The organism is Sphingomonas palmae, from assembly GCF_900109565.1.
GTDB lineage: Bacteria > Pseudomonadota > Alphaproteobacteria > Sphingomonadales > Sphingomonadaceae > Sphingomonas > Sphingomonas palmae.
The window spans coordinates 28,716-45,243 of the sequence record NZ_FNZZ01000004.1; the positions used below are offsets into that span (position 1 = coordinate 28,716).

The 16,528-nt window shown below is 67.0% G+C and carries 12 protein-coding genes and 2 tRNA genes; 7 read left to right on the plus strand and 7 right to left on the minus strand.

The window, feature by feature from the left end; genetic code table 11:
- Positions 1-70: 70 nt before the first annotated feature.
- Both BMW51_RS10285 and BMW51_RS10290 read left to right on the plus strand, forming a co-directional pair.
- A complete protein-coding gene (locus BMW51_RS10285) occupies positions 71-256 on the plus strand; it encodes a hypothetical protein (protein ID WP_093006115.1) in 186 nt (61 codons plus the stop codon).
- Positions 253-798, plus strand: a complete 546-nt coding sequence (locus BMW51_RS10290; protein WP_093006117.1) for a DUF924 family protein — start codon at positions 253-255, stop codon at positions 796-798. Before BMW51_RS10285 ends, BMW51_RS10290 begins: the two co-directional genes overlap by 4 nt.
- Before the next feature lie 28 nt (positions 799-826).
- Here BMW51_RS10290 and BMW51_RS10295 read toward each other — a convergent pair.
- From BMW51_RS10295 to BMW51_RS10305, 3 genes are all read right to left on the minus strand, one after another.
- Positions 827-902: transfer RNA gene (locus tag BMW51_RS10295), tRNA-Ala, on the minus strand.
- 118 nt (positions 903-1,020) lie between these two features.
- Complete coding sequence (locus BMW51_RS10300; RefSeq protein WP_093006119.1) at positions 1,021-5,664, minus strand: NAD-glutamate dehydrogenase; 4,644 nt, start codon at positions 5,662-5,664, stop codon at positions 1,021-1,023.
- Positions 5,665-5,750: 86 nt separating this feature from the next.
- Positions 5,751-7,007: a PAS domain-containing protein gene (locus BMW51_RS10305; protein ID WP_093006121.1), complete on the minus strand. Its 1,257-nt coding sequence runs from the start codon at positions 7,005-7,007 to the stop codon at positions 5,751-5,753.
- 216 nt (positions 7,008-7,223) lie between these two features.
- Here BMW51_RS10305 and BMW51_RS10310 point away from each other — a divergent pair.
- The 5 genes from BMW51_RS10310 to BMW51_RS10330 all read left to right on the plus strand — a co-directional run bounded on the left by BMW51_RS10310 (position 7,224) and on the right by BMW51_RS10330 (position 11,798).
- Positions 7,224-7,299 (plus strand) — tRNA-Thr (locus tag BMW51_RS10310).
- Positions 7,300-7,747: 448 nt separating this feature from the next.
- Positions 7,748-8,599, plus strand: coding sequence for a manganese catalase family protein (locus BMW51_RS10315; RefSeq protein ID WP_093006123.1), 852 nt, complete (start codon positions 7,748-7,750; stop codon positions 8,597-8,599).
- Positions 8,600-8,698: 99 nt separating this feature from the next.
- Entirely contained in the window at positions 8,699-9,565 is an 867-nt protein-coding gene (locus BMW51_RS10320) for an MBL fold metallo-hydrolase (RefSeq protein WP_245708417.1), read from the plus strand.
- Positions 9,566-9,725: 160 nt separating this feature from the next.
- Positions 9,726-10,877, plus strand: coding sequence for an FUSC family protein (locus BMW51_RS10325; RefSeq protein ID WP_093006125.1), 1,152 nt, complete (start codon positions 9,726-9,728; stop codon positions 10,875-10,877).
- 60 nt (positions 10,878-10,937) lie between these two features.
- Positions 10,938-11,798, plus strand: a complete 861-nt coding sequence (locus BMW51_RS10330; protein ID WP_093006127.1) for an NAD(P)-dependent oxidoreductase — start codon at positions 10,938-10,940, stop codon at positions 11,796-11,798.
- A gap of 65 nt (positions 11,799-11,863) precedes the next feature.
- On the opposite strand, the gene BMW51_RS10335 is transcribed toward BMW51_RS10330, so the two are convergent.
- The 4 genes from BMW51_RS10335 to queF all read right to left on the minus strand — a co-directional run bounded on the left by BMW51_RS10335 (position 11,864) and on the right by queF (position 16,494).
- Positions 11,864-12,220 carry a hypothetical protein gene (locus tag BMW51_RS10335; RefSeq protein ID WP_143051849.1) on the minus strand — a complete coding sequence of 119 codons (357 nt, stop codon included), beginning with the start codon at positions 12,218-12,220 and terminating at the stop codon, positions 11,864-11,866.
- Between the two features lie 99 nt (positions 12,221-12,319).
- Complete coding sequence (locus BMW51_RS10340) at positions 12,320-13,600, minus strand: glycoside hydrolase family 130 protein (protein ID WP_425440987.1); 1,281 nt, start codon at positions 13,598-13,600, stop codon at positions 12,320-12,322.
- A 48-nt stretch (positions 13,601-13,648) separates the two neighbouring features.
- Entirely contained in the window at positions 13,649-15,922 is a 2,274-nt protein-coding gene (locus BMW51_RS10345) for a glycosyltransferase (protein WP_093006133.1), read from the minus strand.
- Positions 15,923-16,041: 119 nt separating this feature from the next.
- Entirely contained in the window at positions 16,042-16,494 is a 453-nt protein-coding gene (gene queF / locus BMW51_RS10350; RefSeq protein WP_093006796.1) for a preQ(1) synthase, read from the minus strand.
- Positions 16,495-16,528: the final 34 nt, after the last annotated feature.

Sequence of the window (16,528 nt, forward strand, 5' to 3'; positions counted from 1 at the left end):
TGCTCGGGGGATTGATAGCGCTGGTTGGGCGGCGGTACGATCACCGCGCGTTGCAAGAAAGGACGCGACCATGTTCGTCGACAATCGCGGCTGGCCGCCGCCCGCACCGTGGCAACCCGAACGACCTGCGCGCCGGCTGACGATCCGGCAGGCGCGTGTCATGCGCAACATCGTGGTGTTCAACCTCGTCATGCTGATCTTCGGACCCCTCGCGGGCGTGACGCTGCTCGACGCGGTCGCGGCGATGCTGCGATGACCGTCACCCCGCACGACGTGCTCGCCTTCTGGTTCGATCGCGTCTCGCCCGAGCAGCGCTTCGCCAAGGACGACGCGCTCGACCGCACGATCGCGGCCCGCTTCGGCCCGACGCGCGACGCGGTGCTGGCGAGCGAGGCCGCGGGCTGGCGCGACACGCCCGAGGCGCTGCTCGCCGCGATCGTCCTGCTCGACCAATTCTCGCGCAACATCCACCGCGGACACGCCGAAGCGTTCGCCGCCGACGTCCTCGCGCGCGACCTGACGCTGGAGGCGATCAGGCGCGGGTGGGAGGATCGCTACACGCCCGAACAGCGCCAGTTCCTCTACATGCCGCTGATGCACGCCGAGGACGCCGCACTACAGGCGCTGTCGGTCGAGAAGTTCGAGCAGCTGGGTGATGAGAAGGCAATCAACTTCGCGCGCGATCACCGCGATGTACAGGCGCGCTACGGTCGCTTTCCGTCACGCAACGCCGCGCTCGGCCGCACGTCGTCGCCCGAGGAACAGGAATATCTCAGCCAGCCCGATGCCGGTTGGTGACTGAAAGATGACGGGGAACGTGGCGGGGTGGTGGAGCTGAGGGGAATCGAACCCCTGACCTCTGCAGTGCGATTGCAGCGCTCTCCCATCTGAGCTACAGCCCCGCCCGGCCCGGCCGCAGCGCGACCGAGCGCTGCCACTAGCGACGTTGATCGCGCGGCGCAACAGCCTTTCGTGATGCTGGAACGGATCGATCGCGCGCCGCACGACCGACCCGATTGGTCACCGCCCCAGCAGCACCCGCGCCTGCCCCGCGATCTGCGCCAGCATCGCCGCATTGGGCGCGGGCGCGTGGCGCGCGCGGTCGACCACCGCCTTGAACTGACCCACACGGCCCGCATTCTCGCCCAGCCAGCGCGCCACCGCCTCCTCGGGCGCGCCGTTCGCGGTCCGCCCCAGGAAGTCGAGCCGCAGCTGCTGGAAATCGCGCGCCAGCCCCGCGATCAGCAACCGCTCCCACGGATCGCTCGACGTGATCCGCGCCGCGGTCGACTGCGCCCAGTCGAGCCCCAGCGCCTGCCCCAAATGCGTGAACGCGCGCGCGATCCGCGTCTCGTCGATCCCGGAGCGGCCGCCCAGGTCGGCGAGACCCACGACACCGTCGAGTTCGAACAGCCGCACCACGCGGGTGACCAGATCGGCGGGCGCGCCCGCCGCCTCCAGCGTCGCGGCGATCCGCCGGCTCTGCGCCTGCGCCTCGTCGAGCAGCAAGTCGCGCGCCGCGGCGTCGAGCCGCGCGATCCCCTGCCCCAGCCGCTCCAGCACCGCCGAGGGCATCGTGCCCGGCGCCTCAACGCGCAGCAGGTCGGCGACGTGCGAGCGGGTCGCGACCGCCACCTCGTCGAACAGCGCGTAGCGCGCCGCCTCGGGCATCGCGGTCTGCTCGATCTCGCGCCACAGCTCGGCCAGGCCGAACTGCCGCTCCGCCACCACGAACATCGCCGCGATGTCGGACAGCGCCGCGCCTTCCTCCTCCGCCAGCTCGAACGGGTGAAGGATACCGATCCGGTTGACGATCCGGTTGGCGAGCTTGGTCGCCACGATCTCGCCGCGCAGCCGATGCTGGTCGATCGCGGCTGCGAACCGCTCCTGCATTGCGGCCGGGAAGGCGGCGTGCAGGTCGGGCAGCATCGCCGGGTCGGCACCCAGCGCGCTATGTTCGATCGCGTCCTGCAACGCGAGCTTCGCGGTCGCGAGCAGCACCGCCAATTCGGGCCGCGTCAACCCGCGCCCGTCGACGCCGCGGCGCAGGAAATCGACGTTGGAGGCGAGCCCCTCGACCTTGCGGTCGAGCCGTCCCGCTTCCTCGAACACCTCCATCACGCGAACGTAGCTCGGCACCGCCTGCGCGGCCTCGTTGCCCGATCCTTCGGCGATCGACAGCGCCAGCGTCTGCAGGCGATTGTCCTCCAGCACCAGATGCGCGACATCGTCGGTCATGCTGGCGAGCAGTTCGTTGCGATCCTCGTACGCCAGCCGCCCCTCGGTCATCTCGCGGTTCAATGCGATCTTGATGTTAACCTCATTGTCCGAACAATCGACCCCGGCCGAATTGTCGATGAAGTCGGTGTTGATCCGCCCGCCGCGCGCGGCGAAGGCGATGCGCGCGGCCTGCGTCACGCCCAGGTTCGCGCCCTCGCCGATCGCAATCGCGCGCAACTCCTCCGCGTCGACACGCTGGCGGTCGTTGGCGGGATCGCCGACCGTGGCGTTATTCTCCGCCGCCGCCTTCACGTAGGTGCCGATGCCGCCGAACCAGATCAGGTCGACCGGCGATTTCAGGATCGCCGCGATCAGCAGCGACGGCTCCATCTCGCCCTCCGGGATGTCGAGCGCGGCCGCGACTTGCGGAGTGATCGTGATCGACTTGGCGGCACGACTGTGCACACCGCCGCCCGCCGACACCGGCGCCGAATAATCCGCCCAGCTCGAGCGCGGCAGCGCGAACATGCGCGCGCGCTCGTTCCAGCTCGTCTCGGGGTCGGGGTTGGGATCGAGGAAGATGTGACGATGATCGAACGCCGCGACCAGCTTGATCGCCTTCGACAGCAGCATGCCGTTGCCGAACACGTCGCCCGACATGTCGCCGCAACCGACGACACGGATGGCTTGCGTCTGCACGTCCACGCCGCGCTCGGCGAAGTGGCGCTGGACCGACACCCACGCGCCCTTGGCGGTGATGCCCATCGCCTTGTGGTCGTAACCGACGCTGCCGCCGCTGGCGAAGGCGTCGCCCAGCCAGAAATCGCGTTCGAGCGCCAGCGCGTTGGCGACGTCGCTGAACGTCGCGGTACCCTTGTCGGCGGCGACGACGAAATACGGGTCCTCGCCGTCGCGGATCACCACACCGTCCGGGTGCACCACGCCGGTGCCGACGATATTGTCGGTGATCGACAGGAGCGTGCGGATGAAGATGCGATACGCCTCGGTGCCTTCCGCCAGCCACGCGTCGCGGTTCGCAGGGGATGGAAGCTGCTTGGCGTAGAAGCCGCCCTTGGCGCCTGTCGGCACGATCACCGCGTTCTTGACGCGCTGCGCCTTCATCAGCCCCAGGATCTCGGTGCGGAAATCGTCGCGGCGGTCGGACCAGCGCAGGCCACCGCGTGCGACCGGGCCGGCGCGCAGGTGGATACCCTCGACGCGCGGGGAATAAACCCACACCTCGCGCCACGGCAGCGGCTTTGGCAGCCCCGGCACCAACGCACTGTCGAGCTTGAACGCCAGCGCCTCGTTGGCGGCGGGCGTGAAGGCGTTGGTACGCAGCGTCGCGTCGATCACCGCGCGAAAGCTGCGCAGGATGCGGTCGTCGTCGATCGCCGACACGGCGTCCAGTGCGCGCACGATCTCGTCGTCGCTCTCGTTCGCGTCACCGCCGAACGACGGATCGTGCAGCGCGTGGAACCGCGCGATCAGCGTCTGCGCCAGCCCGGCGTTGCGCGACAGCGCGTCGACCACGGTCGACATCGTGTAGGTGAGCCCCGCCTGACGCAGGTACCGGTACCAGGCGCGGAACAGCACGGTCGCGCGCGGGGTCAGCCCGGCGGAGACGACCAGGCTGTTGAACGCGTCATTCTCCGCCTGTCCGCGCAAGCTGGCCGCGATCGCGGCTTCGAGCACCTGCGGCTCGTGGTCGAACGCCACGTCGGGCGCCTCGACCAGGAAATCGTGCACGAAGGCATTATCGACCTCGCGCAGCCGCGTCGGCAGCTCGCCCACCACGCGGAAGCCGAAATTCTCCAGCACCGGCACCGCGTCCGACAGCGCCAGCGCGCCGTTCAGCTTGTAGATCTTCAGCCGGTGATCCTCGCCCGCCGCGGTCGGGTACAGGTGAACCTGCCGGTCGCCCTCACCGTCCAGCTGCGACAAGCGTACGATATCCTCGGCCGCCTCGTCCGCACTCGACACGTTGCGGTAATTGGCGGGGAATGCCGCCGCCCAGCGCAGCGCCAGCCGCGCCGCGCGCGTCGCCGGCATCCGCTCGCCAAGCGCCGCCTCGACGTCGGGCACCCAGCCGCGCACCATCCGCGCCAGCCGCTGGTCGAGCGGCTCGACCTCGGGCATCCGCCCGCCCTCGCGCAGGTCGATCGTGAAGCGCAGCAGCGCGACGACCTGATCCTCCAGGCTGATCGCCCAGTTGATGACGCGTCCGCCCGCGGCCTCGGACAGCATGTCGCCGATCGCGGCGCGCCGCGCGGTGGTCGCGTCCTCGCGCGGCAGCCACACGAACGCGAACAGGTGCCGGCCGAGCGGCGATCGCACCAGCACCAGCTTCGGGCGCGGGCGATCGGCGATGCTCATCGCGCTCAGCGCCAGCTGCTCGACCGACGCGCTGTCGAATCCGGTGACCAGGTCGTGCGGCAGCGAGGCGAGCGCGTGCATCAACGCCTTGCCGGTGTGCCCCGCGGGATCGAACCCGAACTTCGCCTCGAACTCAGCCAGCCGCTGCCGCAGCATTGGAACGCTCCGCGGCGGCGCATTGAGCGCGGCCGAGGTCCAAAGCCCCGCGGTGATCGACAGCCCCGTGACGCGCCCGGCCTGCATGACCGGCACGACGACGAGGTCGAGCGGCACGCGGCGGTGAACGGGCGAGATCAGGCTAGACTTCAGCAGCAGCGGCGCCTTGTTGCCCGCCTGAAACCACTCGATCGCCAGGTGCCGCGAACGCTCGGCCAGGATCGACACCGGCTGCTCCAACCGCATGATGCCCAGCGCGCTCGCCTGCTCGGCGCCATCGGTGGCGCTCCAGCGCTGATGACCCAACAAGGTGAAATGCCGGTCAAGGAACCAGCGCAGCAGGTTCGCGCCCTCGCCGTCACCGCCGGTGTCGTCCAGCGTGCCCGCGTCGTGCGCCACCGCTGCCTGCATCGCGCGCCAGTCGCCCGTCGCCGAGCGCACGTTGGCGAGCACGGCAGTCAGCTCCTCGATCAACTCACGCCGGTCGCGCGCGTCGGCGCGGTCCATCTCCAGGTAGATCATCGACTCGCGTCGCGCGCCCGGTTCACTGCCGGCCGCATCGACCGTGGTCAGCGTGCCGCCCTCATCGCGCGTGACCTGTACCACCGGGTGGATGATCCGCTCGATCGCGATATCGCGCGCACCGATCGCGGCGGCGATCGAATCAACCAGGAACGGCATGTCGTCGTTGACGATCGCGACGCGCATCCGGCGCGGACCGCCGTCACCCGGCAGCGGCTCCAACGCAATCGCGGGTGTCTCCGCCGCGCGAGTCTCGCCGGTCGCGATCAGGAACTCCGCCGCGCTCGCCTGCTCGGCTTCGGCAAAGCCCTGAAGCTCGTCAGGCAATGCGCGGTGGGTGAGGCGCGCCGACAGCGCGTCCGACAGTATCGTTTGCAACTTCCTCGCCATGCGCGGGGCTATGCGCCCGTCACGATCAATCCTCAACCCCGCGCGAAATGGTATCGTGCACCCTCGCGCACGGCATGCATCCAGCCTCAGCGCAGCCGCGCGAGCACCCGCTCCGCCAGCCGTCGGTCGCTGCTCGCACCAACCACGTCGATGCCGCCGTCGCTCGCCACGCGGCCGAGCAGCACCACAGCGTCGCCCGCCACCGCTGGACCACCCAGCAGGTCGGGCGTGACGCTCGCCAACACCGAGCGATCGGCGATTGGCGTCACCTCGCCCCGCGCCGCACCGCGACGCCGCCTCGTGCGCTCCGCGGCCACCATGTCGTCGACGCCGCCGGGCAGTGCCTCGATCGCGCGCGCCAGTCCGCCTTCGGGAATATCGCGGCGGCGCGCGTAGGCAAGCACCGCACCCGCCTGCGCAACAGCTGCGACATCGTCATCGAAGACAAGACGCGCGATTGCGTCCGTCGTCATGTTCCCGTTCTCAGGCATGCTCGCTGCGTTCATCCCGTTCGCATCGAGCAACGCGGCGCAGGCGAGCGGCGCACGCTCCGCTGCGCAGGCGAAGTCATGCGCACGCCCCAGCGCACGGCCGATCGCCGCGGCGCTCCGCGACTGCGCGGTACGCGCGCCCGTCGCGCTCTCACGCGCCAGCTCCAGCAGCTCGCGCAAGTCGGCCTCGTCGCTCGTCTCGGCCGTGGGCGCCGCGCTCGGCCCATCGGCCCACACCGACGAAAGATCGGCCGCGCGCGGTGCGCTGCGTACCGATCGCGCCAGCTCGGCGTCGAGCTGCGCCTGCGTGTCGCTGCTCACCATCTCCTTCCAGTTAATGACGCCGTAGATATAGTCGATCGCCGCGCCATCGGAGGAAAACGGCATCAGGATGCCGCGGTAAAAGGTATTGTGCCCGCGAATGCCGACGAACTCGGCCTCGAACCCGACCGGCGCGCGATTGGCGATGATCTGCAGGTAATGATCGGTCAGCCGGGACAGGAGCGAGCGCGGAGGCACCTGCGCGATGTTGGTGATCGACTGGTCGACGCCGCACTCGGCGCGCAATGCAGCACCCAGGAACGGGATAGCGGGATTCTCAAGCCCTTCGCTGAAATCGAGCAGCACGCTGTGCGGCCCAAAATCGGCGATGCGCGCGGGGTCCAGGTCGGCGATGGTCGGAAAGGGCCGCTCGGCCAGCAGCGACACCCAATGATTGTACGCGCGCACGTGCATGCGGCGTTCGTCGCTGCCGATCTTGACTTGCGGCTCGCCGACCCCCGCCTCGGTCGGATCATTGTCCTGCCGGATGCCGATATTGTCGGAATCATCACTGCCGCGCGCGCTGTCCATAACCCGTTCTTTCCCGACGGGATCGCCAAGCATGCGATGCGACCCGTTCAGCGAAAGCTCTGCAGCATTGACCGTAAATGCCGCGTAAACTCTGGGAACAGTTCCGCACCCACTTGTGAGCAGCGTGAAGCATCTGCGCCGCCGGCGATGATCCCGCTTGCCACTCCCGCACACCCCTGCTAAGCGCCGCGCCTCGCCCAGGCACGGGCGCACCAGGCCGCTTTAGCTCAGCTGGTAGAGCATCGCATTCGTAATGCGGGGGTCACAGGTTCGAGTCCTGTAAGCGGCACCATTTATGGTAAACAGTGGGCACGTTATTACCCGATGCCGCTCTTGCTCGTTGAGCACCCGTGCTGGAGTTTGGAATCGCTCGATCGCAAAATGGTCGCCGTAATCCTGTTTTTACGCCGCATCTGACCCGTCCGGACGAGGACCATTACCGCTTTCCCGACGTGTATTAGGATGGCTGATGCCAACGCGATCGGCCCCCTCTAGGTCCAAGATACGGCTCACTAAAACCTGAGGGTTGTTCGGCTGAACTTCCCCTGCGTTCGAAATTCATTCCAGCAAAAAAACGGACGAAGTCGTGCGCTTTCCAACCGATAGTACACTAGATCGACATCAATGATGCAAGTCAGGAAGATAAAGGAGCGTTTGATAACGGCAAGACAACGACTTTATCTCGGCTGATCGGTTGGTTGCCTGCACGAACGTCACCCTGACGAGCACGTGGAGGCATCATGTATTATCACGACAAGCGCTTGCAATATCCCGTCACGGTCGAGAAGCCCGACCCCGCCTTCGCGCGAATGCTGCAGCAGGCGATCGGCGGCGTCGAAGGCGAGATCCGCGTCTGTATGCAATACTTCTTCCAGGCCTGGGGCAATCGCGCGCCCACGACCAAGTACCGCGACATGCTGCTCCACACCGCGACCGAGGAGATCGGGCATATCGAGATGCTGGCAACTGCCGTGGCGCTTAATCTCGACAAGGCGCCGACCTCGCTTCAGGAAGAAGGGGCGGCAGACGGCATCGTCGGCGCGGTGATGGGCGGCGGCAGCGCCAAGGGCGCGATCGAAGGCATGATTCACAAGAACCTGCTGTCGGCGGGCCTCGCCGCGATGCCAGTCGATTCGGACGGCGTACCGTTCAACATGAGCCACATTTACGCCAGCGGGAACGTCGCTGCCGACATGTACTGCAACGTCGCCGCGGAGAGCACTGGACGTACATTAGCCGTCCGCCTGTTCAACGCCGCGCACGATGAGGGCATGAAGAAGATGCTCCATTACATGATCGCGCGCGATACGATGCACCAGGAGCAGTGGCTGGCAGTCATCGAGGAGCTAGGCAAGGAAGCATCGATGCCGATACCCAATTCCTTTCCGCAGGAAAACGAAGACCAGCAGAACAACTATAACTTCTACGTCACCTCGCTCGACGGCAGCTATCCCGAAGGTCGCTGGACCGCCGGACCCAGCATCGACGGCAAGGGCGAGTTCACCGTGTTCCGCAACGAACCGCTCGGCGACGAACCCGTGCTCGGCGCCGCTCGTCCCGACAGCGGCGCACAAGCCGAGCAGATCGGCTAGCAACCGGCCGACATTGAGGCTCATCCTCTGCAAAGGGTGGGCCTCACGCCATGCAGCACGGTCGGTACAACCGCCCTGCTGGCTCATCATATCCGAGAGATGGGGAGCACCATGCGCATACATCATCTCAATTGCGGCACCGACTGCCCGGTGGGCGGGGCGCTGTTCGATGGACGTAGTGCCGGCCCCTTGGCGACGCTCGTCTGTCACTGCCTGCTGATCGAGACCGATGCGCACGGGCTCGTGCTGGTCGACACGGGTTACGGCTTGCGCGACGTGGCTCACCCTCATCAAAGGCCGGGACCGCGGATCACCCCGCCCTGGCGTCTCCTGCTTAACATCCGCCTGCGCGAGCAAGATACCGCGATACGACAGATCGAAGCGCTCGGGCACCGCGCAAGCGACGTGCGGCACATCATTACCACGCATCTGGACTTCGACCATGCCGGAGGATTGGAGGACTTCCCGCACGCCACAGTCCACGTAATGCAGCGTGAATATGACGACGCTACCGGCCCGAAAATCGGGTTGGTTGCGCGCAATCGCTGGCGTGAACGCCAGCTGGACGAGGTGCGCGACTGGCGGCGCTACGGTGCCCGAGGCGAGCCGTGGTTCGGGTTCGACGCGGTGCGAGATCTCGACGGGCTACCACCGGAAATCCTGATGGTGCCGCTCCCGGGACACACTTGGGGACACGCCGGTGTCGCGATCCGCGGCGATGACGGGCGCTGGCTGCTTCACGCAGGCGATGCCTACTTCTACCGCGGCGAAATGCGCGCGGCGAAGCGTTGTTGCACACCAGGCCTTCGCGCCTATCAGCGTCTGATGGAGGTGGACGCTCGAAGTCGGCTGAACAATCAGGAGAGATTGCGAGCGCTGTCGATTGTGCGTCGCAAGGATCTGACGATCACCTGCACGCATGATCCGGTCGAGCTTGAACGCTGCATTGCCGGGTCGCCGTTGTGACGTGTTGAAGCAGAGCACCGGATCAGCGGCGTCGGTCCGCTCCTTGAGATAATCGGCTCCATAATTACTGCGGTACGTCTTGCCACGCGACGATCGTCGACCGCTCCAAGAGCACGCTGCCAACCATGCATGTCCTCTCGCCGGCCTGCACGAACAAGGCATGGCGCTGGATCAACTCGACAGCGGCGGTGATTATAGCGGCAGTGAATTCTTCGCCTCTTTCCTGCGCATGAACCGTTCGTACGCCCGCGTGCCGCTCAACGCCCGGCGGGTGGACGCGATCGAGTGCGTCGTGTCGGTCACGCTGGCAATCACGCTGGCGCATTGGACCGGCGCGCGCAACGTCAGCTGGGCGGCATTCTCGGGCTATATGGTCATGCGCGGCCACGTGTCGGAGACGATGCTGCGCGGGCTGCTGCGCATCGTTGGCACTGGTGTCGGCGCGGTGCTGGCCCTGCTGCTGGTGCCGTGGGTGGTGCAGGGAACGTTCGCGATGTCACTCCTGCTCGGTCTCGTTACGCTGCCGACGCTGTACGCCGCGCTGACCGCGAAGCGCGCCTACGCCTGGCTATTCGTCGCGCTGACCTTCGCCATGATCGTGCTCGACGCCGCCGAGCATCCGGGCACCGCGTTGCGCGCCTTGATCGCGACGCGCGTGCTGGAGGTCGGGGTGGGTACGCTCGCCTGCGTCGCGGTGAGCCTCGCCTCGACGCTGACGCTCAGATGCCTGTGGCCGGCCGCGGCCGGCACCCGCCCGACGCGGCTGCGCTGGCATCCCGTTGCGCTGCGCCACGCCGCGCAGGGAACGCTGGCTGTCATGCTGCTGCCGTGGATCGCGCAGATCGTCGACGTGCCCGAGATCGCGCAGGGCGCGGTCACGATCCTGGCCGTGATGATGATGCCGCTGCAAGGACTGGCGGCGGGTGGCTTACGTCCGGTCTCCGCCCGATTGTGGCAGCGCGTGATCGGTTGCGTCGCGGGGGGTGCCTACGCGGGCGTGGTGCTGCTGCTCCACGTTTCGACCGGCGCCTTGCTGCTGGCGGTCGCCCTCGGCGTTGCGATCGGGCGGATGGCGGAGAATGGCTGGCGCACGCGCAGCTACGTCGGGACGCAGTTCGTGCTTGCCATACTGGTCACGTTGGTTCCCGACCGGATCGAGGATGCCGCGGTCGCGCCGGCGCTGGCGCGATTGACAGGTATCGCGGTCGGGTTGGCGGTACTGGAGCCGGTGCTGGTCGCATGGCACCTGATCGCGCGCCCGCGTGTCGCAACCGGAGGCAGCGCCGCGTTGAATGAGCCGGGCGGTCCCTAGAACCCCCCATCGCGCCCGCGCGTTAACGCACCCAGAACGTTACGCACGGGAAGAACGAACATGGATATCGGTTTCGTCGGGCTCGGTCGTATGGGGATCGGCATGGCGTGCAACCTCGCCGCAGCGGGGCATTACGTGCGCGCGTGGAACCGCTCTCCGGTCGATAAGGCCGAGCTGCCGGGCGTGGAACTGCTCGAACAGGCCGCGGACGCGTTCGAGAGCGAGGTCGTGTTCACCATGCTGGCGGACGATGCCGCGATCCGGCAGGTCGTGCTCGACGCCGGGCTGCTCGAACGCGCCAGGCCTGGGCTGATCCACGTCGTGAGCGCGACGATCGCGGTCGATTTCGCGCGCGAACTGGCGGCAGCGCACGAGGCGGCGGGCCTCGGCTACGTCTCGGCCCCCGTGTTCGGGCGCCCCGATGCCGCGGCGGCGGCGAAGCTCAACGTGGTCGCGGCGGGCAAGCGCGACGCGGTGGCACGCGTGCGTCCGCTGCTCGACGTGATCGGGCAGCGCACCTTCGTTCTGGGTGAGGAGCCGCACCAGGCGAACGCGGCCAAGGTCGCGGGCAACATGTTGATCGCGATGACGATCGAGGCGCTGGGCGAGGCGATGACGCTGACCGAGGCGCACGGGCTGTCGCGCGCCGATTTCCTCGAGATTGCGACGGGTACGCTGTTCGGCTGCCCGGCCTATCACACCTATGGCGGCAAGATCGTCGCGGAGGATTACAAACCCGGCTTTGTCATGAAGCTGGGATTGAAGGACCTGCGGCTGGCAACCGCGGCGGGCGAGGCGGCGGGGCGCACGCTGCCGATGCTCGATGCGGTGCGCGGACAGATGGAGCGCGCTATCGACGCTGGCATGGCGGCGCGCGACTGGAGCGCGGTGGCGGACTATACGATCAACGGCGAGCGCTAGCGATCAGGATTGAGCGCCTCAGCGCCGCTACTATGCCTCAGCCGCCGCAGCAATGCGCCTGCCGCCTAAGCCGCGACCGCGCCATAATAGAGGACGATCGAGCCGGTCAGCATCGCGAGTGCGGGCACGAGCGCGAGCCCTAGACCGGGTGGGCCCTCGCCATCGTCGTGCGCGGCGAAGAAGAGCAGGTTACCCGACACCCAGGTGAGCAGCAGCGCGAGCGGCAAGTAAAGCAGGTGCGCAGCCCAGCGCGGGATGCGCCAGCCGGCGGAACACCACGACGCGCGCAAACTTGCGTGCGCAGCCCAGCGCGGGATGCGCCAGCCGGCCTGATACCAGAACCATAGTGCCAGCAACGCCGGTCCGAACAGCGCGGTGACATATGCGCCAGCGCCAAGCATGAACAATGCAAAACCAGCCATCGGACAGAGCTTGTCACGTCGGTGACGTCCGGTCGAGAGGACGGGCATGTCACCCCAGCCCTGACAATACGGCGATGCCGGAAAGCATCGCCGCGCGCGTCACATCGCTTTCAGCAGTTCCGCGATCTCGACGAAGGCGAAGCCGACCGAGCTGTCAGCGATGCCATAGGGCATGAACAACTTGTCGCCGTGCCGCATCGCGCCGCAGGTGTAGACGACGTTCGGAACATAACCCTCACGGTCCTGATCGGCGGCGGCGAGGATCGGTTGCTGCGTGCGCCCGATGACCTTTGACGGGTCGTGCTTGTCGAGAAGCGCCGCGCCGATCGAATATTTGCGCATCGCGCCGACGCCGTGCGTCAGCAACAGCCAGCCCTCGTCGAGCTCGATCGGCGGACCGCAATTGCCGATCTGCACGAACTCCCACGGATATTCGGGTTTCAGGATCAGCTGCCCGTCATCCCAGTGCGTCAGGTCATCGGTCGAGAGCAGGTATAAATTCTCGCCGTCCTGCCGCCCGATCGAGAGGTAACGCCCGCCGACCTTGCGCGGGAACAGCGCAATCCCCTTGTTGCGCGCGGCGGTGCCCGTCATCGGCACGAGGTCGAAGGCGCGGAAATCGCGCGTGCGCAGCAGCTCCGACTGGATCGTCGCGCCGTTATACGCGGTATAGGTGCCGAGCCACTCGACCGCGCCGTCGTCGTGCGTGAAATGGACGAGGCGCAGGTCCTCCAGGCCCTTCGACTGCGCGTCGGTGATCGGGAAGATGACGGTACCCGACAATGTGCTGTCGCGGTGACGATAGACGGTCACGGGGCCGGTCGGCACCTCCTCCTCGTCGCTGCCGACCGCGTCGGCGGCGGTCGCGAAGGGAGGCTCGGGCGCGAGCTTCAGCTCGTTGTCCTCGCCGATGATACCTTCGCGGAACGCAACGGAGGAGATGTGGCCCTCACCCACCGAGCGCAGCGACATCAGGATGCGCTGCGATCCCGGCGACATGCCCGACTGATCCGGGTGCGGCACCGCGCTCGGGTTCATCAGCGCGGCGGCGGCGTAGCTGTATTCGTGGCAGAAATAGGCGCCGATCAGCTGGCGCTTCTCGTCGTCGATCTGACTACCGTCCAGCCCGTGCGCGGAAGCGATCTCGTCGTAGCGCGTCATGAACACGCGCCGCGTCTGCCAGTGACGCGCCTCGAAATCCTTGAGCACCAGCACCAGCTGGTCGCGCGCCTGCTCGCTGCTCATTTCGAGCACTTCGTTGATCAGCCGCTGCGACCGGCTGATGCCGCTGCCGTTGGCGAGCCAGCCGATGTGGAACGGACGCACGACGACGCGCGACGGGTCTGCGTGCAGGCGCAGCCGGTGATTGAACAGATCCAACGGGAATACGCCTCGCGATTTAACTCGTCTGTGCGGCGCGTGCCGCATTCACGCGGCGACGCGATCCTTCCCTGCCACGCCTGCTGCCCGTTTTGAAAGCCCTGAAATCGCGCAGCTCGCCAATTGCAGCGCGAGAATGCTCTCGGCCCCCTGGTTACGGTTGAGCCCCGCGGGCATCAGGCCGTCGAAACAGCCGCCGTCCTTCGCGGTCGCGAGCGGCAGCTCGAGATCGTTGGCACCCAGAAACCAATTGTACCCACGGGCAGCCTCCGCCAGCCAGCGGCGATCACCGGTTGCATCGAACGCCGCCGCGCATGCTTCAACAGTCGCCTGCGCCTCCAGCGGCTGCTGGTCGTAGGGTAGCGGCTCGGCATAGACGCGGCCGAAGCTTTCCGAGCCGACCGCGCGGAAATGCCCTTCGGGCGAGGTCTGCTTCGACATGATCCAGGTCAGCGTCTCGATCCCGCAGTCGATCAGGTCCTGCCGGCCGAGCGCGTGGCCGGCGCGGATCAGCGCCTCGGGCAGGCGCGCGTTGTCGTAGGCGAGCACGATCTCGAACCAGCCCCATTCGGGACGCCGCGCCGCGTCGAGTAATGCGAGGTGCTGGTCAGGGAAACGCTCCAGTATCTCGAGCGCGAGCGGGTGGTTGGGCGAGGCCTGCAGCATCGCCGCCGCACCCAGCATCGCGAAGGATTGCGCGCGCGGACTGCCGAGTTCGAACGCGAGGCTCGCCGTCATGTCGAACATCGCGGTCGCCCAGTCGCGATGCTTGGGCTCGACCGCGTCGCGCGCGGTTACGCCCAGCGCCCAAAGGGTGCGGCCGTTCGAGTCTTCCGACCCCACATCCTCGCACCAGGTACGATCAAAGTTCATGAAATTGCGGAAACGGCGCTTGTCCGGGTTCCACGCATATTGGACGAACGACGCGTAGATCGTCGTCCACTTGTCGCGCGTCACCGCGTCGACGTCGGCCATCTGGCTCATCAGGATCAGCGCGCGCGCATTGTCGTCGATGCAATAACCGTGGCGCCGATCCGGGATCGAGAAGATCGAATGCTGGAGCATGCCGGTCGAGTCGCTCATTCGCTCAACCGCGGCGAGGTCGGGAGGTAACACCTTTGGCGTCGGCACCGTCGCGGAAGACAGGCGTTTGGGCTGCGCCTCGATGCTGCGCGCGACTTGGATCATAGCCTTCTCCGCCACGGCGGGCCAGATCATGGTGCGCCCCCGTGCATAGGCGCGCTGCGAGAGCCGGCCCAGGTTGCGCTCGCTGCCGAGCAGGTCGTTGATCTCGCGCGCGAAGGCGGCGACATCCTTGAAATCGACGAGGACGCCGTGCCCGTCGGCGAGTATTTCGGTCGCGTGGACGTAGGGCGTCGATACCACCGCCTTCCCAACGCCGACCGCGTAAGAGAGCGTCCCGCTCGTGATCTGCGCGGGGTTCAAATACGGGGTCGCGTAAATGTCGGCGGCTTGCAGATAGTCGATCAGGTCGTCGTGGTCGACGAAGGCGTCGATGAAGGCGACGTTGTTGTCGACGCCCAACTCGCGCGCCTGCGCCTTCAACCGGTCGCGGTACGCCTCACCTTCGTGCGCGACGAGGCTCGGGTGCGTCGCGCCCAGCACGACGTACATCGCGTCCGGGTGCTGCGCGACGACCGCGGGCATCGCCTCGATCACCGTCTCGATCCCCTTGCCGGGGCTGAGCAGGCCGAAGGTCAGGATGATGCGCTTGCCCTGCCAGCCGAATCGCGCCTTGAACGTGTCGGGCGACACGAACGCACGATCCGGCACGCCGTGCGGGATCACCGAAATCGACGAAGGAGCAGCACCATAAACGCGCTGCAGGATGTCGCGCCCGCGCTCGGCCATCACGATCACCTTGGCAGCGCGGCGCAGCAGACCCTCCAGCACGGCACGCTCTTGCGTGCTCGGCTTCTCGAGCACGGTGTGCAGCGTGACGATCAGCGGCACGTTGGTGCGGTCGATCAGTTCAAGAATGTGCGCGCCCGCGTCGCCGCCGTAGATGCCGTATTCGTGCTGCACCCACAAAGCCTGCGCGCCGCTCGCCTCGATCGCACGCGCCGTGGCGAGATAGGCGCCGCGGTCGTGCTGCGGGATCGCGCCCGTCACCGCCTCCGGATAGTCGTAATGGCCGGGATGATCATCCATCGCGTAGACGTCGACGCGCAGGTCAGGGTAGCGCTTTCGCAGCGCTTCGTAGGTGTCGGTCGTGAACGTGGCGATGCCGCACTTGCGCGGCAGGAAATTTCCGATCAGGGCGATATGCTTGACCGCGCCCGGTTCGACCGACTGCTTCATCCTTCAACCTTTGCTGACCCAGCGGCGCCCGGCACGGACCTCCACTTGGCTCAACTAACGAGTTGATCAGGCTTTGGTTGCACCGTCATTTTGCAGTGCAACATGGATCAAGCCGGGCGTCAACCGCGACCCCGGTAGCCGGGCACCCCCTGATCGGGCAGCCACAGTCCTTCGGGCGGCGTACCCGACTGCCAGAACACGTCGATCGGCATGCCCCCGCGCGGGTACCAGTATCCGCCGATCCGCAGCCAGCGCGGGCGCATCTCGCGGAACAGCCGCTCGCCGATGCCGACGGTGCAATCCTCGTGAAAGGCATTGTGGTTGCGGAAACTGCCGAGGAACAGCTTCAACGACTTCGATTCGACAATCGTCTCGCCGGGCACGTAATCTATCACGAGATGCGCGAAATCGGGCTGGCTCGTCACCGGACACAGCGAGGTAAACTCGGGCTGGGTGAAGCGGATCAGATAGGTCTGGTTCGGACGTGGATTGGGGACGTAGTCGAGCACCGCTTCTTGCGGAGAAGTGGGCAGCGGCACGGACTGGCCGAGGTGGGTCGGGGCAAGTGTCATGCGCGGCGAGATAGGTGCGCGTGTGGCCTGCGTC

Bases quoted from the DNA above. Each gene is read 5' to 3' on its own strand.
- BMW51_RS10320 (WP_245708417.1), top strand. From the start codon at position 8,699: ATGGGGAGCACCATGCGCATACATCATCTCAATTGCGGCACCGACTGC.
- BMW51_RS10305 (WP_093006121.1), bottom strand. From the start codon at position 7,007: ATGGACAGCGCGCGCGGCAGTGATGATTCCGACAATATCGGCATCCGG.
- BMW51_RS10290 (WP_093006117.1), top strand. From the start codon at position 253: ATGACCGTCACCCCGCACGACGTGCTCGCCTTCTGGTTCGATCGCGTC.
- BMW51_RS10300 (WP_093006119.1), bottom strand. From the start codon at position 5,664: ATGGCGAGGAAGTTGCAAACGATACTGTCGGACGCGCTGTCGGCGCGC.
- BMW51_RS10335 (WP_143051849.1), bottom strand. From the start codon at position 12,220: ATGGCTGGTTTTGCATTGTTCATGCTTGGCGCTGGCGCATATGTCACC.
- BMW51_RS10315 (WP_093006123.1), top strand. From the start codon at position 7,748: ATGTATTATCACGACAAGCGCTTGCAATATCCCGTCACGGTCGAGAAG.
- queF (WP_093006796.1), bottom strand. From the start codon at position 16,494: ATGACACTTGCCCCGACCCACCTCGGCCAGTCCGTGCCGCTGCCCACT.
- BMW51_RS10345 (WP_093006133.1), bottom strand. From the start codon at position 15,922: ATGAAGCAGTCGGTCGAACCGGGCGCGGTCAAGCATATCGCCCTGATC.
- BMW51_RS10330 (WP_093006127.1), top strand. From the start codon at position 10,938: ATGGATATCGGTTTCGTCGGGCTCGGTCGTATGGGGATCGGCATGGCG.
- BMW51_RS10285 (WP_093006115.1), top strand. From the start codon at position 71: ATGTTCGTCGACAATCGCGGCTGGCCGCCGCCCGCACCGTGGCAACCC.
- BMW51_RS10325 (WP_093006125.1), top strand. From the start codon at position 9,726: ATGGCGCTGGATCAACTCGACAGCGGCGGTGATTATAGCGGCAGTGAA.